Genomic DNA, 25,389 nt, shown 5'->3' with positions numbered 1-25,389 from the left:
CATGCTGAACCCCACGAGCGCAAATGCGCCCTCCCGTGAAGATCTGATCGATGCCCTGCTGCTTAAGGCGGAGGTGGAGGCCTTCAACGAGACCTATGCCTCCGCCCTCGACCAGCAGCGGCTGGCGGACTGGGCCGAGATGTTCACCGTCAATGGCTTCTACAACATCATCTCGCGCGAGAATTACGACCGGAAGCTCCCGGTGGGCCTGATCTATTGCGAGAACCGCGGCATGATCCGGGACCGGGCGTTCGCGCTGGAGAAGACCGCCATGTTCGCGCCGCGTTATTTGCGGCACATGGTGGGCAACCTGAAGGTCGCCGAGGCGGAGGACGGCAGCGTCGACGCCACCGCGAACTATGTGGTGTTTCAGGTGCTGTTCGACCGGCCGGACGCGACCATCCACCAGGTGGGCCGCTACATCGACCGTTTCGTGCGGGAGGAGGGCGCGCTGAAGCTCGCCTCGCGCATTTGCGTTTACGACAGCCTGCTCATCGACAACGCTCTGTGCATCCCGGTTTGAGCATGAACGCGATTGCACGAGAAAGCGAGGTCGCACGCCTCGCCGCAGCCCATGCCGCCGGCACGCGGCGGGTGAGCGAGACGGTGGACGCGGCGCTGGCCCGCGCGCAGGCGGCCCAGGCGGGGTACAATTGCTTCGCCGCGCTCGACGGCGCGGGCGCGAGCGCGGCGGCGGCGGATATGGACGCGCGCACGGCCGCCGGCGAGACGCCCGGTCCGCTCGCGGGCGTCCCGATCGCCGTGAAGGACATTCTCGATTGCGCCGGACTGCCCACGCGCTGGGGTTCACAGCTGCTCGCTGAGGCCGCACCGGCGGCGTCGGATATCGCGGCCGTGGCCCGGCTCAGGGCGGCGGGCGCCATCGTCATCGGAAAGACGACGACGACGGAATTTGCCCATTCGCCGCTGGGCTTCTCGCCCCTCACCGGGCTGACGCTGAACCCGTTCGCGGCGGGCCTCACCTGCGGTGGCTCGTCCTCCGGGGCCGGGACGAGCGTCGCGCTCGGGGTGACGCCGGTGACGCTCGCGACCGACGCCGGCTGCTCCAGCCGCCTGCCGGCCGCGGCCACCGGCACCTACGGCTTCAAGCCGACGCTGGGCCTCGTGCCGCACGAGCGGGTGCCGGATGCCTTCGGCAGCTTCATCCATCTGGGGCTGATCGGCCGAAGCGTCGCCGATATCGCGGCAACCCTGCCCGTGGTCGCCGGGCCGTCGCCGGCCGATCCCTGGAGCCTGCGCGCCCCTCCGCTCGCCGCAACCGGCGGCGGCCTCGAAGGTGCGCGGGTTCTTCTGTGGATGCGTGCCGGGAATGGCCGTGTCGCCCGCGAGGTGGAGGCGGCGACCCGCGCTGCGGTGCGCATGCTGGAGCGGCTGGGCGCCAACGTGGCGGAGGAGGATTATGCCCTCGCCGCGCCCGATCCCATCTGGAGCACCCTGCAGCAGACGAACTGGGCGCTGCGATTTGCTACGACCTCCGCAGAGGATTTCGCGCGGCTGTCGCCGGCACTCAGGGCGGGAATCGAGGCGGCGCGGGGGTTCACCGCCCTCGACCTGATGCGCGCCCAGGTGGCCCGCGCCCAGCTGTTCCGTGGGGTGCAGGCGAAGTTCGCGCAATACGATTTCATTCTCACCCCTTGCCTCTCCGCCCCGCTGGTGGCCGCCGATTTCGACCTTTCGGCGCCCCTGGTGATCGACGGCGAAGCCGTGGGGCCGCTGCGGGCGGAGTGGACTTCGGCTTTGTCGCTCTTCGATCTTTCGGGCCACCCCGCTCTCGCGCTACCCGTCGGGCTTGCGGAGAATGGCGGGCCGCTCGGCGTGCAGCTGGTGGGGCGCTGGAACCACGACATGGCGCTGCTTGCCGCCGCCGCCGAGATCGCCGCTGGGATGCCGGCGCCGGCATGCCCTGAAGTGGAAATCCGGGGCTGAGGCTCGGGCCGGCAACCGGCCCGAGTTTGATCGTCGCCAACGCCCGCGTCCGGCGCACCGGCCGCGGGCGTGTCTACGTGTGGGCCTACTTGCCGGAGGCGACCCGTGCCGAGATCGTGGTATCGATCAGGTCGTTGGTGAAGAAGTCCGGGGCGGTCTGACCGGCCGGGACGAGACTGCCATCCGCGAGAACGTCCAGCCCCTGCCGCCAGTCGGCCTCGGCCATGATGCCCATGGGCTTGTCCTTGGTGGCCGGCGTGGCGACGAACCCCTTCAGCACGTCGATCTGCTGGCGCAGGATGGCCGGATTGAGCTTGGCGTTCGGCCGGGCCTCGATGATGGCGGCGACCGCCTCGTCCTCGTGTCCGGCCATGATGTAGGTCCACATGCCGGCGACGACGCTGGAGAAGCGGCGCAGCGCATCGGTCTTGGCCGCGATGCTCTTCTCGGTGGCGAACAGGCCGAAGCTCGGGAAGGTCAGGCCATAGGTGGTGAAGTTGATGGTGCTGGACGGGCGCTGCGCATTCACCACGGGCAGAATGAAGGGCACGGTGGAGAAGACCCCGTCCGAGCGTCCGGCCATGTAGGTGCCGCCCTTGGCGGACGCATCCACGGCGATCAGCTCCACGTCGGAGCGCTTCAGGCCGCCGGCGGCCAGGAAGCGATCGATGAAGGGGGCTTCGAGCGAGCCGGCGGTGAAGGCCAGCTTCTTGCCCTTCAGGTCGGCCGGGCCGGTGATGCCGCTGTCCTTCGGAACCAGAAGGCCGATGTCGTTCTGGCGCACGAAGCCGGCGATGGCCTTTACGTTCAGGCCCTTGGCGCGGGCGATGGCCATGGGCGCGAGTGCCGCATGGCCAACGTCGTACTCACCATTGCCGACGATCTGCACGGTTGACACGGAGCCGTTGCCATCCACCAGCTCCACATCGAGCCCGTTGGCGGCGAAGAGTCCCTTCTTCGCGGCAAGGTGGAAGGGGGCGTGGACGCCCCACGGCGTCCAATCCAGCCGGACGCGGATCACGTCCGCTGCATGTGCTGGTAAGATAGTCAGCATACAGCCTACAATTGATGCAAGGAGGGCCGGGGCAGACAGTCCAAACATCGGGTTGATCCTTTTCTGGTAGCTATTCCAGTGTGCTTAACTCACGGGAATAGCTCGTATCGAGCGCGGTACAATGTGGTACACTGCACGAAACGTGCCTCTGCTGGGAAGTCCCTTCCAGGCCGGGATTCAACAATAGCTGCCGGCGCTTGCCGGCGCGGCGGCGAGTGTGCTCCCATTCTTCTCGGCCAAGGCATCATGTGGGCTCGTGCCGTCGCGGGCTGTCGCTCGAGGAAGATGAAAGGTGAGGCCTTGAAGGGGAACGACATGACGGCTTCCGGTGCCGTGGACGCAACATCGGCGCGGGATCGGAAGGGGACACGTCGGCCCGGCGCAGGGCGGAAGATCCGGGGCGCCGATCCCGATCCGGGCCGGGATGTCCCAATCTCGGACGCGCAGGGCCGCGATGCGGAGGCCACCTTGCGCGAGGTGGCTGTTACCCACGATGCCGCCGGCGCTTCGTCCCCCTCCATGCCGCTCTGGGAGCGGCCCGGCTATCTGGTGCGCCGGCTGCATCAGATCCACTCCGCCATCTTTCTGGAGGAGTGCAAGGCCTTCAACATCACGCCCGTGCAATACGGCCTCATGACCACGCTGCTCCAGCATTCCGGCAGCGACCAGCGCACCATCGGCGTCGAGGTGGGCATCGACCGCACCAATGTCGCGGACGTGCTCGAGCGCCTTGCCGAGCGCGGCCTCGTCCGCCGCGAGCGCTCGGAGACGGACCGGCGCGCCATGAATGCCTTCCTCACCGATGAGGGCCGGACGCTGGTGGGCGAGATGTATGAGGCCATGGTCCGCGCCCAGCAGCGCCTGCTGGAGCCGCTCGATCCGGAATACCGGTCAGCCTTCCTCGCGATGCTGACGCAGCTGGTGGAAGGCAACAACCACTACAGCCGCGCCGAGCTGAAGGCCGATTTCAAGGTCCGCCGTCGTCGCGCTCCGGGTGAGGACTGAGCGACCTTCGGCGGCGCGGGTGGTGGGGGTCTGTGGCTGACGATGGGGAAAGTTCGAACACCTCCATTTGACACGTCGCGGAGCGGACGTAACTATATGGTTAGATAACTCGCGGCGGGTTGCCCCGCCGATGGGATCTGCCTCGCCCTGATGCGCGCCAACGCGGGGGCGGGAGTGACACGACAAGGCCCGCACATGATACGGGCCGGATGGAAGGGGAGGATAAGATGGCGCTCAAGGCGAGGTTCGGCGCGTGGCTTGGCGGTGCGGCGGTGCTCCTGTGCACCACCCTTTCGGCCGCGGCTGCCGACAAGGTGACGCTGCTGCTGAACTGGTACAATTACGGCGAGCATGCGCCGTTCTACCTCGGCATCGAGAAGGGATACTTCCCGGCCGAGGGGATCGAGCTTTCCGTGGAGGAGGGGCGCGGCTCCGGCGCGACCGTGCAGGCGGTGGCGGCGGGCTCCGCGACGTTCGGCTACGCGGACTTCGGCACCATGGTGAAGGCGGCCGTCAAAGGCGCCCCCATCAAGGCTGTGGGCATCATGCTGCAGAAGAGCCCCATGGCCGTGCAGGGTTTCGCGGACAAGAACATCCGCACCCCCAAGGACATGATCGGCAAGACTGTCGTCTATACACCGGGTGACAGTTTTTCCCAGCTGTGGCCGGCACTTCTGAAGGTCAACGGCATTCAGGACAGCCAGGTGAAGGTCATCACCGGTGATGCCGCCACCAAGCGCAACGCGGTGATTTCCGGCCAGGCGGACTTCCTCCTCGGCAACGTCAACGACCAGAAGCCGCTGATCGAGGAGGCCACCGGAAAGCCTGTCTACGCCATGCTTTTCGCCGATTTCGGCGTCAACACTGTGAACGGCTCCGTCATCGTGCGTCCGGACCTTCTGGAGAAGAACCCGGACCTCGCCAAGCGTTTCCTGCGCGCGCTCCAGAAGTCCATCGCGGAAGCCAAGTCGAATCCGCAAGGCGCCGTGGATGCCATGCTGAAGGTGAACCCGAAGGCAGGTAAACGCGAGACCCTTCTCGCCAGCTGGACTGTGACCCTGCCGCTCCTGCACACGGCCCTCACCGAGAAGAAGCCGCCCCTGTGGACGGACCCCAAGGACATCGCCGGAACCTTGGACATCCTCTCCAAATACTCTGGCGTGGACATCGACCCCGCCCAGGGCGCGAAGTTTTACACCAACGACTTCCTCCCGAACTGACAGCGATATCGATGCTGTCAGCCCCGGTTTTCACCGGGGAATCGATGCCGTTCGGGAGAGAGTCAGTCGAATGATGCCGAGGCCCCCGCCGCGCGCGGGGGCCGAGCCGTTCCAGATCGCGCCAGACCCGCGCGCCATGAACCACCTAACCGGATAGTTACCAAAGGAGCCCCCATGGTCGCCGGCACCGCCCGCCTCTATGCCATCATCGGCGATCCCGTCGGCCATGTGCGCACGCCGCTCGTGTTCAATGCGTATTTCGCTGAGCACGGCATCGATGCCGTCTGCGTGCCCATCCACATCCGCCCCGACGAACTCGAACCCGCGATGGCGGGCCTCAAGGCCATCGCGAATCTCGATGGCTTCATCGTCACGGCGCCGCACAAGGCGCGGGTGGCGGGCATTGTAGACCGGCTGGTGGGGGACGGGGATAAGGTGGGCGCGGTGAACACGGTGCGGCGGGAGGCGGATGGCACCTTCACCGGCACCATGCTGGATGGCCACGGCTTCGTCGCCGGCCTCGCCAAGGCGGGGTGGGGGCCGCAGGGCAGATCCGTCTACATCGCCGGCGCCGGCGGGGCGGCGAGCGCCATTGCCTTCGCGCTGGCGGGGGCCGGCATGGCGCGGCTCACGCTCTTCGATCGCACGCCCGCCATCGGGCAGGCGCTGCTTAAGCGGGTGAAGGCGGCCTACCCGCACATCGAGACCCAATTCGGCACCCGCGACCCCTCCGGCCATGATCTGGCGGTGAATGCGACGCCGCTGGGCCTTGAGCCCTCCGATCCCTTCTCCTTCGATGTGGAGAAGGCGGACCGCGAAACCCTCGTCGCCGAGGTGCTGATGAAGCCGGAGACGACGGCCCTGCTCCACGCCGCCGCCGCGCGCGGCTGCGCCATCCACCAGGGCAGGCACATGCTGGATGGCCAGCGCGACCTGATGATGGCCTATTTCGGCCTCGCGCCCCAAGGCACACCGAAAGAGGCGACCCCGTGAGCCCGGAAGACGCCGCCCGCCTCGCCGGCCTGCTGCACGCCGCGCGGCAGGAGGCGCGCCTTGCCGACCTGCCCGCCGAAGCGCGCCTGCCCGCGACGCCGGAGGAGGCCTATCAGGTGCAGGCCGAGATCGTCCGCCTCTCCGGCGAAGAGATACGCGGCTGGAAGGTCACGGCGCTGAAGGAGGAAGACCGCGCGGCCTATGGCGGCAGGCGGCCGGTGGCCGGCCCGCTGCTCTCCGGCTGGGTGTTTCCGTCGCCTGCGGAGGTGCCGCTCTCCCGCTTCGTCGCGCCGCTGCTGGAATGCGAATTCGCCTTCCTGCTGGGGCGGGATCTGCCCCCGCGCGAAACGCCCTACACGCTGGAGGAGATCGCCGAGGCGGTGGCCGCGCTCATCCCCGCCTTCGAGATCGCCGATGGCCGCGTGCCGCCGGATGCGCCCGGCGCCCTGCGCCTTGCCGACAGCATGGGCAACGGCGCCTTCATCCCCGGCCCGCCCGTGACCAACTGGCGCGCCCTCGACCGCGCCGGCCCCGTCACGCTCATCATTGACGGCAGGACCATCGAGACCGGCAGCGGCGCCCGCATACTCGGCGACCCCCTCAAGGCCGTCCAGCACCTCGCCAACGCCCAGCCCTTGTGCGCGCCTTTGCGCGCCGGCCACATCATCACCACCGGCACGGCCACGACGCCGGTGCGGCTGGAGCAAGGGGGACGGGTGGAGGCGGATTTCGGGGGGATGGGGGTTGTGGGGGTTTACCTAAGGTGGACAATCTGATTCGAGGGTTCTATCCTGAATTGTAAGGTAGCCAAGGGCGGGAATGTGGACGAAAGCTTGCGTAGAGGTGGGGATGAAAAAAACACCTTTATTGTGTAGATATGAGCGAACGCTCGCCTTAGTTAACGATGATCTTTGTTTTACGGAGATCGCAAATTTCGAATTCGAAAGAATAATTGATGCGTTACCCGTAGATTCGGATATAAAATACACGGTAGATGTGTTCTATAATAATCCTTTTGCGATTCGATTATTTCGTAAGGTTGACGATCTTCCGTTTTTCATGACTAGGTCAGCTATCGCCAGTCGGCGAATGGCTGTGTTGTGTGGGTATGAGATTTTGGCGGCCTATCTTGAAGATGCTCAAGATCATAGGAGTAAACTCCAACCCACCCCTCAGGATTCGCTAATAATGGACGTCCTCGAAGAGCAGGTTGCAGCACGTATTGAAGCGTGGTCGCCTGGGCTGGCCGGGCGCAAGTATTTCCGGACGATCGGCTACCTTAGGCATCTCAGGAACAGTTTCGCTCACGCTCACGACGGGCCTTCCCCAGAGTTGGCATCATATGCTGCAGTATATTCTCATGATTTAAGCAAATTCTGGGAAAATGGGAAAACTGACATTGGGGGGCTTAGTTTTCGAGAGCTTCCTCACCAGGAGCTCACAGCGGAAGCTGCGCTCGGGCTCATAAATCTCATGCGCGTCTGCCTACGTGAAGTTGACCGGTTATTTGCTGCTACGTACAGAGAGCAGGCAATAATAGATGCAGTTGTGGCTGATGTTTGGCGGGATAGCCCGCAGGTCCGGATGGTGCCCGCTAGATTTTCGGCGAAGGTACGCAGCGCAATTGAAGACGGATACGGCGAGAGGCTTCCGGTCGAACACATACAAGCAGCTGTGGTCGATTTCACAAATAGAAACGCGGAATAGCCTCGTAAATAATAAGGAGAGAAGGGTGGCTAATCTATCTGATGCGGTCCCTAAGGATCGATTTCTACCAATGTTCGAACATGTTGTTGAGCAGGTACTTGCGGCCGACTGGGCTACCTTCCAAAAGGCTCGACCCCAAGATGTTCCGGGTATCTGCATGTTTATCTGGGACGAGATGGTCCACCGTAATGTGACCTCTTTTCCTTCTAAGATTGCACCTTATACTCAAAATAATTTCAGCGGTGTGGCTGAGTTCATTCAGAAGGAATTGGGAAGGCCGCCGGTGACCGAAGCCTACGCCGTATCGTACTTTAACGAAATCACTCCGAAAACCTCATTCATTGACGTAAGTTTGGTTCGGTGCTGGCCCAATGACATTCATATTGCAGATGTCGAGTTTTCCGACAACCGGCTGCCGGTTCATGCAGGCCCAAAGATTAAAGGAGAGTTGGGGCGCAGCTACCACGGACTCCACATATTCGGAGATTTCATCAATGGACTCAGAGGCGTTGCTAAGGAAAAAGGCGTCGAACGCATTTCGTTAATGGTCGCCGATGGCGCTCTGTATCCTGTGTTCAAGAAATATGGCTTCGAGGTGAGCGAGACCTACATGGCACAGATTGCTTTTAAAAAGGCGGGGATGGGCTTTCCGATGGTTCTCCAGCTTAAGTGACTCAATGTCGGCTGCGGCGCGTACACTTACAAAATTGACCCCGTAGCATGCGCAAATCCATCGCCAGGCTCGCGACCGCGGTCTCCCCTTTTGGCGCGCGCCCCTCAATACCGCCCCTCCCGCCCCTCCTGAAACGCCGCAATCCCCTCCTGCCGGCCCCGGTCGCTCATGCAGATCACATGCAGTTCGTTCTCGTGGCGGATGCCGGCGTCCAGCGGCATGGAGAGGGCGGCGCGGGTGGCGGCTTTGACGGCCTGGGTGGCGAGGGGGCTGAAGGTGGCGATGCGCTGGGCCAGCGCCGTGGCGTAAGCGTCGAGGGCGTCGTCTTCCACCACCTCCTCCACGAGGCCGATGGCGCGTGCGCGCTCCGCATCGATGGTGTCGCCGGAGAGCAGCAGGCGCATGGCCTGCCCGTAGCCCACGAGGCGCGGCAGCATCTGGGAGGCGCCGCCGCCGCCCACCCAGCCGCGCGTCACCTCCGGCGCGCCGAATTTCGCGGACGTGCCGGCGATGCGGATGTCCGCCCCGAGCGCGATCTCCAGACCGCCGCCCAGCACCCAGCCGCGCAGCAGCGCGATGACGGGCTTGCGCATGTCGCGCACCACGGCGGCATATTCCACCCGGTTGCGGAAGGCCCAGAGGTCGGTGATCTCGCCGAGGGCGTTCATGTCCGAGCCGGCGGAAAACGCCTTCTCCCCGCCGCCGGTGATGAGCACCACGCGCACCTGTTCGTCCGCATCCAGCGCCGCGCAGGCCGCCGCGAGGTCGCGGGCCATGGCGGGGGTGATGGCATTGTGCTTGCGCGGCCGGTCGATGACGAGGCGCGCCACCGCCCCCTCGTGGGTGACGCGGATGGCGCCGTCTGTGTCGCTCATGCTTCCTCTCCCGTGCGCGCGCGGGCGGCGGAGCGGCGCTCCACCTCCTCGAAGATGGCGGAGACATCGCGGTCCGTGCCGCCATGGGCCATCATGTCCGTGAACAGGCCGGTGAGCGTGTCGAGCAAGGTGAGGCTGAGCCCCATCTCCCCCGCCAGCGCCTGCGCGGTCCTCAGATCCTTCAACTGATACTGCGCCGGGGAGCCGGGCACGAAATCCCGCGCCGCCATGCGCGCGCCGTGGAGGTTCAGCACCTTCGAATCGCCGAAGCCGCCCATCAGCGCCGTGCGCAGGTTGGCAAGGTCCGCCCCGCCCTTGGCGGCGAAGGCGAACGCCTCGGCGACGCCCGCCATGGCCGCGCCGACGATGATCTGGTTGGCGAGCTTGGCCAATTGCCCCGTCCCCACCGGCCCGATGCGCGTCGCCCGGCCCAGGGGGGCGAAGAGGGGGGCAAGGTCCGCGATGGTGGCGTCATCGCCGCCCGCGAGGATGGCGAGGGTGCCGTCGCGCGCCCCCACCTCGCCGCCGGAGACGGGCGCATCCACGTATCGGATGTTTCGCGCGGCGGCTTGGGCGGCCTGCGCCCGGCAGGTCTCGACGGGGATGGAACTCATCACCACCAGCGCCGCGCCGGGCTTGAGCGCATCGAGCGCGGGGCCTTCGAACAGTACCTCGTCGATCACCGCGCCGGTGGAGAGCATCACCACCGCCGCCGCCGCGCCCGCCAGCGCCTCGGCGGGCGTCTCGGTGAGGGTGGCGCCGGAGGCGAGCAGCGGCTCCGCCTTCGCCCGGCTGCGGTTCCAGGCGGCGACTTTGAAGCCGGCCTCCGCCAGCCGCCGCGCCATGTGGCCGCCCATGATGCCGGTGCCGAGGAAGGCGATCCGCGCCCCCGGTGCGATCTCCGCCATGGTGTCCTCCGAGGTTGTTAGGCGGTCTTCGCCGCCTTCTTCACTGCCGCGAGCTGCTTGAACTCTTCGGACTTCTTGTAGAACGCATCGAGCGGATAGCAGCCGGAGACGATGCCGTTGCGCGGTGCCGAGGTGCAGTCGGAGAAGGTGCGGCACACCTTCTTCTTCTGGAAGGGCCGGCCGTGCAGCACGTCGAGCGGCAGGTCGGGATAGGAGAGCACCATGCGGCCGAGGCCGACGACATCCGTCCAGCCCTGCCGCACCACCGCCTGCGCCACGTTGGGCAGGAATTCCTGCAGATAGGTGTAGCCGGAACCGATGAGCGTGAAGTCCGGGAAGCGTTCCTTCAGCGCCCGCACCACCTCCAGATGGCGCATTACGCCGAGAAGCGGGTCTTCCGGCGGCTGGTAGCCGTCGGAGGGCGGATAGCTCGCCGGCCGCGTGACGTGGGGGTTGTAATAGGGGCTGCCGAGCGTGACGTTGACGAGGTGGATGTCGAGCGCCCGCAGCACCTCGAACACCTCGAACGTCTCGTTGAGATCATAGGCCGTGGGGTCGCCCGCATCGGTGCCGAAGCCGTAGACGTAGGGCAGGGCGCCGGCCGCATTCTCCGGCACGCCGGGGCCGAGGATGCCGGGCACGCTCGCCGCAGGGTCCGGCCGGTAGGCGATGAGGTCGATGGCCGAGAGGCGCACGCCGAACTTCAGCCCCGGGCAGGCGGCGCGGATGCCGCTCGCGAGTTCCCGCAGGAAGCGGGTGCGGTTCTCCAGGGGTCCGCCGAACGCGCCGGGCCGGCTACGGGCGGAGAGGAATTCGTGGCCGAGATAGCCGTGGCAGTGCTTCAGGTCCACGAAATCGAAGCCGCAGGCCTGCGCGCGCCTGGCGGCGGTAATGTAATCGTCGATCAGCCGCCAGATGTCGTCGTCCGACATCACCGGATACTCCTCCGGGATGCCGAATTTCCGGTCGAGCACCGGGTGGCGGTAGAGGATCATCTGCTCGAACTTGCGATTGTCGTTCGGCTTGCAGAAGCGGCCCGAATGGGTGAGCTGGAGGCCGATGACGAGCTTGTCGTCACTGCCGGTGGCCTCCCTGTGGGCCGCGATCACTGTCTCGCGCAGGCCGGCGATGGCCGGCTGCGTCGCCTCGGTCATCACCAGCTGGAGCGGGTTGGCGCGCCCGTCATGGCGCACCGCCACCGCCTCGCCGCCATAGATGAGCTTCGCCCCGCTCTCGCCGAACCGCCGCCAGCGGCGGATGGTGTTTTCGGTAGGGGCACCCTCCCGCGTGCCGTCCCAGCCCTCCATGGGGTGGATGGCGAAGCGGTTGCCGATGGTCATGCCGTCGACCGTCAGCGGCGCGGCCAACGGCTGGTCGGGGCCGTGGGCGACGATGTCGTCGCAGGGCATGTCCGCGCCCAACTCGGCGAGATGCGCGCGGAAGCCGGCGACGCCGGAGAAGGAGGTGATCTTCGGGAAATCCCCATACTTCATGGAGGGCTCCTTGGGGTGTTTCTCGGGGCGTTTCGGATGCGGGCCTTGCGGCCGGCGCTCTTGCTTATGTAACTGGTTAGTTAATACGGGTGAGGCGGGGCTGTCAATGTGGATCGCGTGGGGAGGATGCAGGCGGGAACGGTGCGGCGTGAGGCGCCATCCGTGCTCCCTCTCCCCTTGCGGGAGAGGGTTGGGGTGAGGGGTGTTTCGCCCTTTGCCCGGAAGTTGAGATTGCGGCATCAGCCCCCTCACCCCCAGCCCCTCTCCCGCGAGGGGAGAGGGGAGCGTGCTTGGGCATCTTGGAAAGGCATTATCCGCCAAACCACCGTCATGCCCGGGCTTGTCCCGGGCATCCACCTCGGGCCGAGGGCGCGATGAGCGGAAGGTGTTCCCGGCCGCTCCACGTGGATGGCCGGAACCCGCATGTTTGCGGGTTCCGTTCCCAGGGGCGGAAGTCGGCAACAGCCGACTTCCGGGACAAGCCCGGCCATGACGGCTTGGGGGTCAACGAGGCCGAGCCGCGCCGCCGCAGGCGCTCCTACTCAAACGCTCCGGGGCTCGCTGCGCCCCCCTCACACCCGCTCGATATACCGCGTCACCACATCCACCACATGCCGGCGCCGGGCGGCGCGCTCGTCGGCGGTGGCGAGGTCGCGGCCGAAGGCGGTGGAGAGGGTGGGGTTGTTGGAGAAGTAGAAATAGCTGATGGCCGAGATGGTGAGGTAGAGGTGCAGCGGGTCAATGCCGGGCCGCAGCGTGCCGTCGGCGGCGCCGCGCGCGAGGATGGCTTCCAGCCGGGCGATGAGGGAAATCTGCATCTCGCGCAGGCGAAGCGAGCGGCGCAGATATTCGCCGCCGAGCAAATTCTCGCTGTTGAGCAGCGGGATGAGGTGGGGGTGCTGGGCGGGATAGTCGAACTTGAATTCGGCGAGGCAGGTGATGGCCGCCAGCGGCGCCATGGCTTCCAGCGCCAGCTCGGCCTCCGCGACGCGCATGTCGGTATAGACGCGCTCCAGCACCGCCAGATAGAGGTCTTCCTTGCTGCCGAAGTAATAATAGATCATGCGCTTGTTGGCGCCGGCCTCCTCGGCCACCACGTCCACCCGCGCGCCGGCGAGGCCCTTGGCGGCGAATTCCGCCTCGGCGGCCTCAAGGATGTTCAGCCGCGTCTTGTCCGCATCCCGCGTCGCCGCCTCGCGCTGCGGGGCGGCGGTGGTGGAGCGGGCCGCCTTGCGGGCGGGAGGGGATGCGGGCATCGCAGGGTCCGGAACTGGCAACGAAACAGGAAACGTGACGAGCGCGCGCCCGCTCAAGCGCTGAGTCTTGCGCCGGGCTCGCGCGGCGAACGTTGCGACACGGCGAGCCGCTGTTCAAGTCCGATCGTTTGCGGATGGAACAATGCCAGATCCATCAGTCGCAGATCGGGCGCGATATCAGGACGGAAATCCATCTGGGCGAGCACGTCATGCTCCAGGTCGATGCCGGGGGCGATCTCGATCAGCTCCAGCCGGCCAGCGGCCCCGCGCCGGAATACCGCGCGCTCGGTGACATAAAGCGCCTCCTGCCCGATCCCGGCGGCATAGGCACCGGAGTAAGTGAGCTGCTGGAGGCGATCCACGAACTTGCGGTCGCGCCCTTCCCTGCGGATGACCGTCTTTCCGTCCGGCCAGGCCATGTCGAGCCCGCCGGAGGTGAAGGTGCCGGAGAAGACCACCTTCTTGGCGTTCTGCGAGATGTTGATGAAGCCGCCGGGGCCGATGATGCGGTCCGAGAAGCGGGAGACGTTGACCGAGCCCTCCGCATCCACCTCCGCGAAGGAGAGGAAGGCGATGTCGAGGCCGCCGCCGTCGTAGAAATCGAACTGGTAGGGCTGGTCGATCATGGCGTGGAAGTTGCGGCTGGCGCCCACCTCGTTGCCGCTCGCCGGCGCGCCGCCGATGAGGCCCTGCTCGTTGGTCAGCGTAATGGCATCGAGGCACCCTTCCTCCGCCGCCACGGTGGCGATGCCGGTGGAGATGCCCGAGCCGAGATTGCACACCGCCCCCGCATAAAGCTCCAGCGCCGCGCGCCGGGCGATGACCTTGCGTGGATCGAACGGCAAAGGCGCGATGGCCGAGAGCGGGATCTTCAGCTCGCCGGCATAGGCGGGGTTGTAGTCCGAGACATAGGTCTGCATCTGGGTGGGATCGACCACGACCACGTCCACCAGAATACCGGGGATCTTCACCATCTTCGGGTTCAGCGTGCCGCGCCGGGCGAGGCGCTTCACCTGCACGATGACGGTGCCGCCGGCGCGCTTGGTGGCCTGCGCCATGGAGATCATCTCGCCGAAGATGGCCTCCTGCTCCATGGAGATGTTGCCGTCCTCGTCCGCCGTGGTGCCGCGCAGGAAGGCGATGTTGGGCACGAAGGGCTTGTAGAAGAGCCATTCCCGGCCGGCGAGCTGGACCACTTCCACCAGGTCTTCCGTGGCCGAGGGGCTCTGCCGCCCGCCGCCGAGGCGCGGGTCGATGAAGGTGTTGAGGCCCACATGGGTGACGAGGCCGGGGCGGCCGGAGGCCATCTCGCGGGTGAGCTGCGAGAGCGCGCCCTGCGGCAGGGTGTAGGCCTCGACGCGGTCCTCCAGCGCCATCTTCTCCACCGGCGGGGAATCCACCAGCGTGCCGCAGACGACGCGCTTCAAGAGGCCGTCATGGGCGAGATGGCCGACGCCGCGGGTCTTGCGGTCGCCGAGGCCGACGGGATGCACGGTGGTGAGGTCGCGCGGGGCGCCCTCCTTCAGGAAGCGCTCGGCCACGGCGGCGATCAGCGTGTCCGGCACCGCATGGCCGCCGCCCGAGCCGCCGATGAGGATGGTGTCGCCACTCTGCACCAGCCGCGCGGCTTCCTCCGCGCTCAGAACGCGCATCGCCATGTCGATTCTCCCTGCCGTTCCTGCCCATCGCGGCGCCGCCGGGCCTCGAGGCACGGGGCTCCATCTTGATTAACTCACCAGTTAGTTATATGTCTCGATGCGTCCATCGTCAATTCGCCCCGTGCCGCGCGGGCGCGCCGTCGTGCGCGCCTCAAGGCGGCCGCGCGGCCCAGAGCCACCGGATCGCCCATGAGCAATTTCGAGACGCAGGACGTGCTCAGCGTCCATCACTGGACCGACACGCTCTTCAGCTTCCGCACCACCCGCAGCCCGGCGCTGCGCTTCATCAACGGCCAGTTCACAATGATCGGGCTGGAGGTGGACGGCCGTCCGCTGGTGCGCGCCTATTCCATCGTCTCGCCGAACTATGACGAGGAGCTGGAGTTCTTCTCCATCAAGGTGCCGAACGGCCCGCTCACCTCGCGCCTCCAGCACCTGAAGGTGGGCGACCGCATCCTCGTCGGGAAGAAGCCCACCGGCACGCTCATCCACGACAATCTCCTGCCCGGCCGCACGCTCTATCTGCTCGGCACCGGCACGGGGCTCGCGCCTTTCCTCAGCATCATCCGTGACCCGGATACCTATGCGCGCTTCGACAAGGTGGTGCTGGCCCACGGCTGCCGCACGGTGGCCGAACTCGCCTATTCCAACTACCTCACGACGGAACTGCCGGAAGATCCCTTCCTCGGCGAGGAGGTGCGCGAGCGGCTCATCTATTACCCCACCGTGACGCGCGAGCCCTTCCGCAACCAGGGCCGGCTCACGGACCTGATGACCTCCGGCAGATTCTTCACCGACATCGGCCTGCCGCCCCTCGACAAGGCGCACGACCGGGTGATGCTCTGCGGCAGCCCCGCGATGATCGCCGACATCCGCGGCCTGCTCGACACGCAGGGCTTCGCCGAGGGCAGCATGTCCGAGCCGGGGCATTATGTGATCGAGAAGGCGTTCGTGGAGAAATAGGGGGGCATCCTCTCCACGCTCATAGCCGTCATCCCCCGGCTTGTCCGGGGGATCCACCTCGCCACACGCGGGGGGCCTGACAGCGCAGAGCCGGCCCGGCCGTTCCGTGGATGCCCCGGCCAAGCCGGGGCATGACGGTCTTGAGGGAAGAGAGCGGAACCAGACGGGCGAGAACGACGCACCGTCCTGTCACGCTTCTTGCTTGGCCGTCCCCATGGCCATGAAATTCTACATGACGCCCGGGTCCTGCTCCACGGGCATCCACATCCTGCTCGAGACGCTGGAACTGCCGTTCGAGGCGTGGATCATCAACATCCCCGCCGGCGACCATTTGCGTCCGGACTATCTCAAGATCAACCCGCGCGGCACCATCCCGACGCTGGTGCCGGACGGCGGCGAGCCCTTGTGCGACTTCAGGTCCATCGCGCTCTGGCTCGCCCGCACCTATCCGCGCGGCAAGCTGCTGCCGGAGGATCCGGCGCTGGCGGCCAAGGCCGAGGAGCTGATGAATTTCGCCATCGGCCATCTGCACGGCGAGGGCTTCACCCGCGTGTTCGTCGCCGAGCGCTATGTCGCGCCGGAGGATACCGGACGTCTGAAAGACGACGTGACATCCCATGGCCGGGAGATCGTGACGCAGGGGTTCGACATCGTGGAGCGCCGCCTGCCGGAAGAAGGCTTCGCCGTGGGCGAGCGCTTCTCCATCGCGGACGCGGCTCTGTTCTACAACGAGTTCTGGGCCGACCGCACCGGCATCCCCATGCCGCCCAAGGTGAAGGCCCATTACCAGCGCCTGCGCGCCCGCCCGGTGGTGCGGCAGGTGCTGGCCGAGGAGGGCTACCGGACCTGAGCGGAATCCCGCGGGATTTTGCTCTGCGTCAGCACCCCGTCGCGGCAACGCCGGTATCGTGGCATCATGCTGCCCGTTACCGTCCCATCGTCCGAGCCCTACCGACACGCCGCCGAGGCCGTACTCGCCGCGCTGGGCAGCGATGCCGAGCGCGGCCTGTCGTCCGCCGAGGCGGAGCGGCGGCAGGCGGCCTTTGGTCCGAACCTGATCGCGACCGCCGCGCCGCGCGGGGCATGGCGGCAGTTCCTCGACCAGTTCGCCAGCGCCCTCGTTCTCATGCTCGTGGCCGCCGGAGCCATCTCGGCCGCCATCTGGCTGCATGAGCGCGAGACGCCTGTGCCCTATGAGGCGCTGGCGATCTTCTCCATCGTGCTCATCAACGCCGTGATGGGCTATGTGCAGGAGGCGCGGGCGGAGCGCGCGGCGGCGGCGCTGCGGCAGCTGTCGGCGGCCCAGGCCCGGGTCGTACGCGACGGCGCGCCCCTGTCCATCGACGCGGCCGGCCTCGTGCCCGGCGATGTGATTCTCGTGGCGGAAGGCGACACCATTCCCGCCGACGCGCGCCTGCTACGGGCCACCGCATTGCAGACGGTGGAGGCGGCCCTCACCGGCGAGAGCGTGCCCACCGCGAAGGATGTGGCGGCGCTGCCGGACGGGGCCGAGCCGGCGGACCGCGCCAACATGGTGTGGAGCGGCACCCATGCGGTCTATGGCCACGGCCGGGCGGTGGTGACGGCCACCGGCATGCAGACGCTGATGGGGCGCATCGCCGGCCTCATCGAGAAGGCGCCGCAGGACCAGACGCCCCTCCAGCGGGAACTGGAGCGGGTCGGCCGGGTGCTCGGCGCCGTCGTCCTCGCCATCGCCGTCGCGGTCATCGGCACCATCCTCCTCATGGAGGGCGTGCGCGACCTGCCACACGTGCTGAACGTCCTGATCCTCGGCGTCGCCCTCGCCGTCGCCGCGGTGCCGGAGGGCCTGCCGGCGGTGGTGACGGCGGTGCTGTCGCTGGGCATGCAGCGCATGGCGCGCAACAAGGCCATCGTGCGCCGCCTCGCCGCCGTGGAGACGCTGGGCTCGGCAACGGTGATCGCCTCCGACAAGACCGGCACCCTGACCCGCAACGAGATGACCGTGCGCCGGGTGGTGACGGCAAGCGGCAGCGTCGCCCTCACTGGAACCGGCTATGCCCCCGACGGCGCGCTGGAATTTCCCGACGCGCCCGCCGACCGGCTGGCGCTGGAGCAGGAGGTCGAGCGCGCGCTCATCGCCGCCGAGCGGGCCAACAACGCCATCCTCCGCCAAGGCGCGGACGGCTTCGTGGTGCATGGCGACCCTACGGAAGGCGCGCTCATCGTCGCCGCGCGCAAGGCGGGCCTCAGCGCCCTGGCGCTCGATGCGCGCTTCGCCCGGCTGGGCGAGGTGCCCTTCTCGTCCGAGCGCAAGCTCATGAGCACGCTGCACAGCGACGCGGAACGCCCCTCCCACCTCGTCCTCGTCACCAAGGGGGCGCCGGACGTGCTGCTCGCCCACTGCACCGGCGAGCTTCGGGGCGAGGCCGAGGTGCCGCTCGGCGAAGCACGCCGCGCCGCCATCCTTTCCGCCAATGACGCGCTTGCCGGCGAGGCGCTGCGCACCCTCGGCGTCGCCTACCGGACCTTGCCGGCCCCCGACCTGGCGGATGGCGCCGTCACCGCGGAGCACGAGCGCGACCTCGTCTTCATCGGTCTGATCGGCATGATGGACCCGCCCCGGCCCGAGGCGCGGGCGGCGGTGGCTGAGGCCCATGCCGCCGGCATCCGCACGCTCATGATGACCGGCGACCATCCGGCCACCGCCGCCGTCATCGCCCGCGAACTCGGCATTCCGGTGGACGTTGGGGTCGTGACCGGGACCCGCATTGCCGCATTGGACGAGGCCGGGCTGGACCGGGTGGTCGCGCAGGCGTCCGTTTATGCCCGTGTCGATCCCGAGCACAAGCTGAGGATCGTCGCGGCCCTTCGCCGGGCCGGCGAGACGGTCGCCGTGACCGGCGACGGGGTGAACGACGCGCCGGCCCTCAAGGCGGCGGATATCGGCATCGCCATGGGCACCACCGGCACGGACGTGTCGAAGGAGGCGGCCGACATGGTGCTGGCGGACGACAATTTCGCCACCATCGTGCGCGCCGTCGTGGAAGGCCGGGCGATCTTCGCCAACATCCGCAAGTTCCTGCGCTATCTGCTCTCGTCCAACATCGGTGAGGTGATGACCATGGTGCTTGGGCTGCTGCTCGCCGACCGCATCGGCCTTTCGGCCGCGGCCGGAGCGGCAGGCGGGGGCGTGGCGCTGCCGCTGCTGGCCACCCAGATTTTGTGGATCAACCTCGTGACCGACGGCGCGCCCGCGCTCGCCCTCGGCATCGATCCGGCCGACCGGGACGTGATGTCACGGCCGCCGCGCCGGCGCGGAGAGGGCGTCATCACCGGCACCATGTGGGCGGGCATCGCCTTCGTCGGCGCGGTGATGGCGGTGGGTACGCTTTTCGTGATCGACCTGTCGCTTCCGGGCGGGTTCGTGGAGGGCGACGGCACGCTGGCCTATGGCCAGACCATGGCCTTCACCACCCTCGTTCTGTTCCAGCTGTGCAATGTCTTCAACGCGCGCTCCGACACGGCGAGCGCCTTCGTGCGGCCCTTCGCCAACCGCTGGCTCATCGCCGCCGTCGCGGCGTCGCTGCTCCTCCATGGGCTGGTGCTCTACCTGCCGGCGCTCCAGCGGGCTTTCTCGACGGTTCCGCTCGCAACGGGCGACCTGGTGCTGTGCGCGGCGGTGGCAAGCTCGGTCGTGTGGACGCGCGAGCTGTGGAAGCTCGGCGCGCGGGCGATCCGGCGGGGGAGGCCGGCATGAGCGGCCTGTCGTCGATCTGTCAGATGCCGGTCGTAAAGCGGAGGCGCCGAAAGTCCCACACAGCCTTTCGACACCCGGCGCCCGCCCGCGCGGCCGGCGCGTGGGCGGCTGTGTGTGCGGGTGACCGTGTAAGAGACATGGAGGCGGAAGCATGGAGAAGACCCTGATCGTCGAAGCGCTCGGCGAGGGCGGGTTGCTGCTCCCGGCGCGGCTGGAACATGCGCTCGCCGCCAATGACCGCGCCAAGCTGCGCATGACCGCTTTGCAGGACGCCGCCGCCCGTGCCCGTTCGCCCGCCTCTCCCGTGCGGCCGCTGGACGCCGAGGCCCATGCCGCCGGCCTCTCGGGCGACGGGCTCGATGCGGCCATCGCCAGCGCCCGGCTGCTCGATGGCGGCGGCTATCAGGTGGCCGGCGCCGGCCGCCTCACGCAGGCGATCCTCGACGACATCGCCGCCATGGCCGACCCTCTGGAGGCGGCGGGGGAGGCCGGCGCCGACGCCTTCGCCGCGCGCCTTGCCGCTTTGCGCACGGCGTTCGGCGCGGGCACGGACGACATTCTTTCCGTCGATATCCTCTCCGAGGCCGACCTGGTGCGCCTCACCAGCGCCCGGCGCGGCGGGGCGGACAGCGCGCATCTCCTCGTCATGGATCTGCACAAGGCGCTGAACCGCCTCTCCGCCGCCCTCTCGGCGGAGACGGTGGCCGGCGCGCGGACGCTGGGCATCGCGGAGGACGACAAGCCGCGCATCGCCGCCTTCATGGCCGGGCTCGCCGAGACGCGGGGGCTGATCTTCGGCCATCCCGGCCTCGACACCACGGCGAGCCGCAGCGGGGCGCGCCTCGTGATCCAGAATGACATCGGCACCACCGATGCCCATGTCATCATCATCGCGGTGGAAGGGCTCGGGGCCACCGTCACCTATACGGACGTGCATCGCTCCCGCGCGAAATTCTTCATCTCCCTGTTTTCGGACGCGGGGGCCGAGTGGACGCCGCTGGCCGAGCGCACGGCGGCGGGCATCGCGGGGGGCGCGGCCTTCCACCTCGTCACCGGGCGCTTCACCGCGAAGGACGCGGAGGCGCTGGACGGCTTTCTCGCGGCCGTGGGCCGCAACATCGTCTTCCTCATCGACTGGAACAAGGCGCGCAAGGCGCTCCAGACCTTCGTGGACAAGCCCACCGCCATCGCTTTGCTGCGCACAGCGGCGCGCGGGGCCATCGGCCATCGCGGCTTCCTGGAAATGGGCGGGCCGGAACTGGTGTTCGATGCCGTCCGCCGCAGCGCCGAGGGGCGGGTGCCCTATGGCGCGCGGCTCGACCGGGTGCTGGGGCGTGAGGGCGCGGCGCGCTTCCTCGCCGAGGTGCTGCGCCTCGCCAGCGAGGGATTGGCCGCCGGCCGCTCGGCCCGGCTGATCCGCGACGAGGTGCGGGCGGAGCTGGCGCGCAGCTTCGGCTCGGTGGAGGAGGAGATGCTGGCCGTGGTGCTGCGCCAGCTCGGCATCGCCCGCATGCTGGCCGGCGAGGTGGCCGGCGTGCTCGATGGCCCGGCGGACCTCTCCGACGCCGCCCGCGATGGGCTCCGCAGCCGCGCCAAGCGGCTGGAGGAGAAGGCCGACCGGCAGATCATCGGCGCCCGCGAGCGGGCGAGCGGCCCGTTCGGACAGGGCGGCCGCTTCCTGCCCGTGGCGGATGCCGCCGAGCAGGCGGTGGATGCGTTCGAGGAGGCCGCCTTCCTCGCCAGCGCCGCGCGCTTGAAACCGGGCCTCGCCGGCCCGCCCTTGCGCGATCTCGCCGCCGGCGCGGTGGTCTGTTGCTCCGATCTCGTGCGGGCGGTGGCCGCCGCCAGCGAGGGTTCGGCCGGCCGGCGGGAGGACGTGACCGACACGCTGGAAGCCATCGACGCCGTGACCGAGGGCGAGCGCCGGGCCGATGCCGCCCATCGCCGGGTTCAGGAGGCCACGCTGGCGCCGGCCGCTAACGACCCCATCGATGCCGGGGCGCTGGTGGCCACCCTGGAACTCGCCCGCGCCATCGAGGGCGCCACCGACGAACTGGCCCGCGCCGCCCTCGCGCTGCGCGCCTCGGTGCTGGAGGAGATGGCCCCGTGAAACACGACACCCCGCACCCCATCGCCTTCATCGGCCCCGGCGGCAGCAAGGCGCCCCTCACCGCGCATGACTTCGGCTCCAAGGCCGCCCAGATTTGGCGCATGAACGCGCTGGGGCTCGACGTGCCGCCCGCCTTCGTGCTCTCCACCGCGCTCTGCGGCGACCGTCGCGAAGGCGCCGTGCGGCGCCTGCTGGAGGAGGGGCTCGGCTTTCTCGAATCGGCCACCGGCCGGCGCTTCGGCGACCGCCGCCGCCCGCTCCTCGTCTCGGTGCGCTCCGGTGCGGAAAAGTCCATGCCGGGCATGCTGGAGACCGTGCTGGACGTGGGCATGACCGCGGAGACCGCGCGCGGTCTCATGCGCCTCCACGGCAACCCGCGCCTCGCCTTCGATTGCCATCGCCGCTTCATCGAGGGCTGGTGCGAGGTGGTGGCCGGCCTGCCGCGCGCGCCGTTCGAAGCGGTGCAGCGCGATCTCATCGCCGCCGAGCAGGCGTTGAGCGAGCAGGGGCTGGACCCGGAGGCGCTGGAGCGCCTCGCCGCGCGCTATCTCGACCTCGCCCGCGACGGCTACGGCGCGATCGTGCCCGCCGACCCGCGTGACCAGCTCGCCGAGGCGGTGGAGGCGGTGTTCCGCTCCTGGGCGGCGCCGAAAGCGATCGAATATCGCCGGCTGAACCATCTGGAGCACTTGGCCGGCACGGCGGTGACGGTGCAGGCCATGGTGTACGGCAATGCCGGCGTGCGCTCGGGCTCGGGCGTCGCCTTCTCCCGCAATCCGGCAAGCGGGGCGCCCGGCCTCTATGCCGACCTGCTGTTCGATGCGCAGGGCGAGGATGTGGTCTCCGGCCGCCGCCAGCCGGTGGGGCTCGACCGGCTCGGCGCGGTGTTGCCCGATGTCGCCTCGGCACTGGCCGAGGGCGTCGCGGCGCTGGAGCGGCATTATCGCGACGTGCAGGACGTGGAATTCACCTTCGAGGAGGGCCGCCTCTATTTCCTCCAGACCCGCGCCGCCAAGCGCACGCCGCGCGCCGCCCTCAAGATCGCGGTGGACATGGTGGCGGAAGGCGCCATCACCCCGGCCGAGGGGCTGGCGCTGCTCGAAGGCGTGGATCTTTCCGCCGTCGCCGCAACGAGCTTTTCCGGCGATGCGGAGCCGGTGGCGCACGGCGTCGCCGCCTCGCCCGGCACGGTCAGCGGCCGGGTGGCGTTCGACGAGGAGGGTGCGCGCCGTCTCACCGCGGCGGGCGATCCGGTGATCCTGCTGCGGCCGGATGTGGCGACCGACGACATCGCCGCTTTGGCGCTGGCCGCCGGCATCCTCACCAGCGTCGGCGGGCGGACCGCCCATGCCGCCGTGGTGGCGCGCCAACTGGGCCGGGCCTGCGTGGTGGGCTGTTCTGCCCTCGTCATCGATGGCGCGTCGCGTCGCGCCAGGCTCGGGGCCGAGACGCTCGGGGAGGGGGATTGGCTGTCCCTCGACGGCGAGGCGGGCAGCGTCTTCCTGGGCCGGCGCGCGGTGGTGTCTGAAGAGCCGCAGGCGGAGCTTGCGGCGGTGGCGGGCTGGCGGGTGGCCGCGCCGACTCCGGCGTGACGGGCGGCCGATCCATCAGCATGCCTCATGGGTTGCAGCTCAAACTCTCATTAGGTTGAATGGATCGCGCGCGGTAGCCTGTGGCCCGATTTCGGCAGGCGGGCACGCGGCAAGCATGACTTCACAGACGACGGACACGCACAGGGCGGCCGCGCCCATCCCTACGGGGCGCTATGTGGCGGGGGCGCTGTTCGGGCTGGCGAGCGTCACCATCTGGGCGGGGTGGATGTCCATCACCCGGCTCGGCGTCACCTCTTCCCTCGGCGTGTTCGACGTCACCATGCTGCGCTACGCCACCGCCGGCCTCGTGCTGCTGCCGGTGCTGCTGCGCCACGGGCTGGGGCTCGACAAGGCGAAGCCGTGGCAGCTTCTCGTTATGATCGCGGGGGCCGGCGCGCCGTATGCGGTGGTGGCGGGCTTCGGCCTGCGCACCACGCCGGCGGGGGAGGCGGGCGTGCTCATTCCCGGCGTCATGCCCCTCTTCGTGGCGCTGATCTCGGCCGTGGCATTGCGCGAGCGGTTCAGCATGCAGCGGAAGGTCGGCTATGCGCTCATCCTCGCCAGCGTGGCGCTGATCGCCGGGGTGGGGGCGGTGGCCACCGGGCTGGGATCGGGCATCGGCCACCTCCTGTGCATGGCCGGTGCCTTCATGTGGGCCTGCTATGCGGTGGCGCTGCGCAGGAGCGGGCTCGGCGCGCTCCACGCGGTGGCGGTGGTGTCGGTGGGGTCGGCGGTGTTCTATCTGCCGCTGTACGGACTGCTGCACGGCTTCACCGTGCTCGATGCGCCGCTGCGCGATGTCATCTTCCAGGCGGTCTACCAGGGCGTCTTCGCCACCGTGATCTCGCTGTTCCTGTTCGCCCGCTCGGTGGCGCTGCTCGGGGCTTCGGCGGGCGCGGCCTTCGGCGCCTGCGTGCCGGTGATGGCGGCGCTCATGGCCATCCCCATCCTCGGCGAGTATCCCTCCGGCACCGACTGGCTGGGCATCTTTGCCGCCACCATCGGCGTCTATCTCGCGAGCGGGGGGCCGCTCCCGCGCCGCGGCTGAGCGGCGAGGGCAAGGCAGAAGGCCGCCCGCCGCTCCTGAGCGGCGGGAAGGGCTTTAAGAGGCCTACTTCGCCGCCTGCTGGCGCACCAGGGGGCAGCCGCCCTCGGCGAGGGGACGGAACGCCTCGTGGCCGGGAGTGGTGCGGATGAGCTTGAGATAATCCTACGGATACTTCTGCTCGGCCGGCGTCTTCACCTGCAGCAGATAGAGATCGTGGACCACGCGCCCGTCCTCGCGGATGCGCCCGCCGTGGGAGAAGAAATCGTCCACCGGCGTCGCCTTCATCTGCGTGGCGACGGTCGCGGTGTCTCCATTACCCCCCACCCCGGCCCTCTCCCGCAAGGGGAGAGGGGGGATGGCCGATCTGTCTCCCCTTACGGCTTGAACGCCGCGCAGGCGATGCGGGCGCCGGCGCCGCCGATGGGCTGGGTGATGAAATCGTCGGGGCTTGCGTGGATCACCAGCGCGAAGCCGCCCGGCTGGCCGAGCCCGTCCTTGTCGGTGAGGCCGGTGGTGCTCGACACCTCGGCATTCACCGAGCCGTCGGCGTTGGCGAAGATGTTGGGCAGGTCGCCCTGGTCCGGTCCGTTGGGGTTGAGCAGGCCGTGGGCCTTGTCGTGATGGTTCACGTGACCCTTGGAGTCCATGAACTTCGCAGTGTCGGAGCAGTTCGCCACCTGATGGAAGTGGATGCCGTGCCAGCCGGGGGGCAGCGCGCCGGCGGACAGCGCCACGCGCACGATGGTGACGCGGTCCGTGCCCGTCGCGGTGGCGGAGCCGATGGTCTTGCCCTCGTTGTTGATGATGTCGGCCTTCACCACCTTCGCGGCGGGCGCGGCGGCCGGGGCAGGGGCCTGTGCGAAGGCCGGTGTGGCGACGAGCGCGCCGGCGAGAATCGGGGCTGCGAGAAGGGCAAGAGAGCGCGGTGTCCGGGCGGGGCGGCGGGCACTGGTGAACGGACGCATGATCGTTCCTCCTCCGGCCGGACGGCGCGCCGGCCTCGACGACGAGCCTACATCAAGGCTGCGGCGAACTCGACCGGGCCGCAGCCGGCCCGTCCACCCCTATCGCCACAGGGGTGCGAACGTTCCGGGCCTCGATTGGAATTTTTCCAGCAAAGCTTGCGATGCCCCCTGATGGTCGCGGCA

Annotated in this window: 22 protein-coding genes; 14 read left to right on the top strand and 8 right to left on the bottom strand. The window is 68.4% G+C overall.

The features are described 5' to 3' along the window. Position 1 precedes the first annotated feature (1 nt). Together V5F63_RS22395 and V5F63_RS22390 are read left to right on the top strand one after the other, a co-directional pair. Complete coding sequence (locus V5F63_RS22395; RefSeq protein WP_394101043.1) at positions 2 to 523, top strand: aromatic-ring-hydroxylating dioxygenase subunit beta; 522 nt, start codon at positions 2 to 4, stop codon at positions 521 to 523. A 2-nt stretch (positions 524 to 525) separates the two neighbouring features. Further along, positions 526 to 1,947, top strand: a complete 1,422-nt coding sequence (locus V5F63_RS22390) for an amidase (RefSeq protein WP_394101044.1) — start codon at positions 526 to 528, stop codon at positions 1,945 to 1,947. Positions 1,948 to 2,032: 85 nt separating this feature from the next. Here V5F63_RS22390 and V5F63_RS22385 read toward each other — a convergent pair whose 3' ends face one another. Further along, complete coding sequence (locus V5F63_RS22385; protein ID WP_209485862.1) at positions 2,033 to 2,968, bottom strand: ABC transporter substrate-binding protein; 936 nt, start codon at positions 2,966 to 2,968, stop codon at positions 2,033 to 2,035. 510 nt (positions 2,969 to 3,478) lie between these two features. Between V5F63_RS22385 and V5F63_RS22380 the strand changes: the two genes are divergently transcribed. The 6 genes from V5F63_RS22380 (at position 3,479) to V5F63_RS22355 (ending at position 8,599) form a co-directional block, all read left to right on the top strand. Next, entirely contained in the window at positions 3,479 to 4,006 is a 528-nt protein-coding gene (locus tag V5F63_RS22380) for a MarR family winged helix-turn-helix transcriptional regulator (RefSeq protein ID WP_394028931.1), read from the top strand. Positions 4,007 to 4,233: 227 nt separating this feature from the next. Continuing rightward, the gene (locus V5F63_RS22375) at positions 4,234 to 5,226 is read left to right on the top strand and encodes an ABC transporter substrate-binding protein (RefSeq protein WP_209485858.1); all 993 of its coding nucleotides are present in this window, start codon (positions 4,234 to 4,236) and stop codon (positions 5,224 to 5,226) included. A 174-nt stretch (positions 5,227 to 5,400) separates the two neighbouring features. Next, positions 5,401 to 6,219, top strand: coding sequence for a shikimate dehydrogenase family protein (locus V5F63_RS22370; protein WP_394101045.1), 819 nt, complete (start codon positions 5,401 to 5,403; stop codon positions 6,217 to 6,219). After that, positions 6,216 to 6,995 carry a 2-keto-4-pentenoate hydratase gene (locus V5F63_RS22365; RefSeq protein WP_394101046.1) on the top strand — a complete coding sequence of 260 codons (780 nt, stop codon included), beginning with the start codon at positions 6,216 to 6,218 and terminating at the stop codon, positions 6,993 to 6,995. Before V5F63_RS22370 ends, V5F63_RS22365 begins: the two co-directional genes overlap by 4 nt. 73 nt (positions 6,996 to 7,068) lie before the next feature. After that, positions 7,069 to 7,926 (top strand): hypothetical protein, encoded by an 858-nt coding sequence (locus tag V5F63_RS22360; RefSeq protein ID WP_394101047.1) that lies wholly within the window; start codon positions 7,069 to 7,071, stop codon positions 7,924 to 7,926. Between the two features lie 70 nt (positions 7,927 to 7,996). Further along, positions 7,997 to 8,599 (top strand): hypothetical protein, encoded by a 603-nt coding sequence (locus V5F63_RS22355; protein WP_394101048.1) that lies wholly within the window; start codon positions 7,997 to 7,999, stop codon positions 8,597 to 8,599. Between the two features lie 104 nt (positions 8,600 to 8,703). Here V5F63_RS22355 and V5F63_RS22350 read toward each other — a convergent pair whose 3' ends face one another. From V5F63_RS22350 to V5F63_RS22330, 5 genes are all read right to left on the bottom strand, one after another. Next, complete coding sequence (locus V5F63_RS22350) at positions 8,704 to 9,474, bottom strand: enoyl-CoA hydratase/isomerase family protein (protein WP_394101049.1); 771 nt, start codon at positions 9,472 to 9,474, stop codon at positions 8,704 to 8,706. Continuing rightward, positions 9,471 to 10,484: an NAD(P)-dependent oxidoreductase gene (locus V5F63_RS22345; protein ID WP_394101203.1), complete on the bottom strand. Its 1,014-nt coding sequence runs from the start codon at positions 10,482 to 10,484 to the stop codon at positions 9,471 to 9,473. Before V5F63_RS22345 ends, V5F63_RS22350 begins: the two co-directional genes overlap by 4 nt. Next, complete coding sequence (locus tag V5F63_RS22340) at positions 10,400 to 11,875, bottom strand: oxidoreductase (RefSeq protein WP_394101050.1); 1,476 nt, start codon at positions 11,873 to 11,875, stop codon at positions 10,400 to 10,402. Before V5F63_RS22340 ends, V5F63_RS22345 begins: the two co-directional genes overlap by 85 nt. Positions 11,876 to 12,447: 572 nt before the next feature. Further along, positions 12,448 to 13,131, bottom strand: coding sequence for a TetR/AcrR family transcriptional regulator (locus V5F63_RS22335; protein ID WP_209485833.1), 684 nt, complete (start codon positions 13,129 to 13,131; stop codon positions 12,448 to 12,450). A gap of 53 nt (positions 13,132 to 13,184) precedes the next feature. After that, positions 13,185 to 14,789, bottom strand: coding sequence for an acyl CoA:acetate/3-ketoacid CoA transferase (locus tag V5F63_RS22330; protein WP_394101051.1), 1,605 nt, complete (start codon positions 14,787 to 14,789; stop codon positions 13,185 to 13,187). Positions 14,790 to 14,978: 189 nt separating this feature from the next. On the opposite strand from V5F63_RS22330, the gene V5F63_RS22325 reads away from it, so the two are divergent. The 6 genes from V5F63_RS22325 (at position 14,979) to V5F63_RS22300 (ending at position 24,241) form a co-directional block, all read left to right on the top strand. Then, a complete protein-coding gene (locus V5F63_RS22325) occupies positions 14,979 to 15,752 on the top strand; it encodes a ferredoxin--NADP reductase (protein ID WP_394101052.1) in 774 nt (257 codons plus the stop codon). A 220-nt stretch (positions 15,753 to 15,972) separates the two neighbouring features. Next, positions 15,973 to 16,602, top strand: coding sequence for a glutathione S-transferase family protein (locus tag V5F63_RS22320; protein WP_209489992.1), 630 nt, complete (start codon positions 15,973 to 15,975; stop codon positions 16,600 to 16,602). Positions 16,603 to 16,668: 66 nt separating this feature from the next. Then, entirely contained in the window at positions 16,669 to 19,491 is a 2,823-nt protein-coding gene (locus tag V5F63_RS22315; protein WP_394101053.1) for a cation-translocating P-type ATPase, read from the top strand. Positions 19,492 to 19,642: 151 nt separating this feature from the next. Continuing rightward, positions 19,643 to 21,601: a hypothetical protein gene (locus V5F63_RS22310; protein ID WP_394101054.1), complete on the top strand. Its 1,959-nt coding sequence runs from the start codon at positions 19,643 to 19,645 to the stop codon at positions 21,599 to 21,601. Then, entirely contained in the window at positions 21,598 to 23,193 is a 1,596-nt protein-coding gene (locus V5F63_RS22305; protein ID WP_394101055.1) for a PEP/pyruvate-binding domain-containing protein, read from the top strand. Before V5F63_RS22310 ends, V5F63_RS22305 begins: the two co-directional genes overlap by 4 nt. Positions 23,194 to 23,308: 115 nt before the next feature. After that, on the top strand, positions 23,309 to 24,241 hold the full coding sequence (locus tag V5F63_RS22300; RefSeq protein ID WP_394101056.1) for a DMT family transporter: 933 nt from the start codon (positions 23,309 to 23,311) through the stop codon (positions 24,239 to 24,241). Between the two features lie 162 nt (positions 24,242 to 24,403). Here V5F63_RS22300 and V5F63_RS22295 read toward each other — a convergent pair whose 3' ends face one another. Together V5F63_RS22295 and V5F63_RS22290 are read right to left on the bottom strand one after the other, a co-directional pair. Further along, the gene (locus V5F63_RS22295; protein WP_394101057.1) at positions 24,404 to 24,565 is read right to left on the bottom strand and encodes a hypothetical protein; all 162 of its coding nucleotides are present in this window, start codon (positions 24,563 to 24,565) and stop codon (positions 24,404 to 24,406) included. 50 nt (positions 24,566 to 24,615) lie between these two features. Beyond that, the gene (locus V5F63_RS22290) at positions 24,616 to 25,206 is read right to left on the bottom strand and encodes a superoxide dismutase family protein (protein ID WP_209485821.1); all 591 of its coding nucleotides are present in this window, start codon (positions 25,204 to 25,206) and stop codon (positions 24,616 to 24,618) included. Positions 25,207 to 25,389 lie beyond the last annotated feature (183 nt).

The organism is Xanthobacter wiegelii, assembly GCF_043193855.2.
Lineage (GTDB): Bacteria > Pseudomonadota > Alphaproteobacteria > Rhizobiales > Xanthobacteraceae > Xanthobacter > Xanthobacter flavus_A.
The sequence above is the reverse complement of the archived record's forward strand: the minus strand, read 5'-3'. Positions and strand labels throughout refer to the sequence as shown.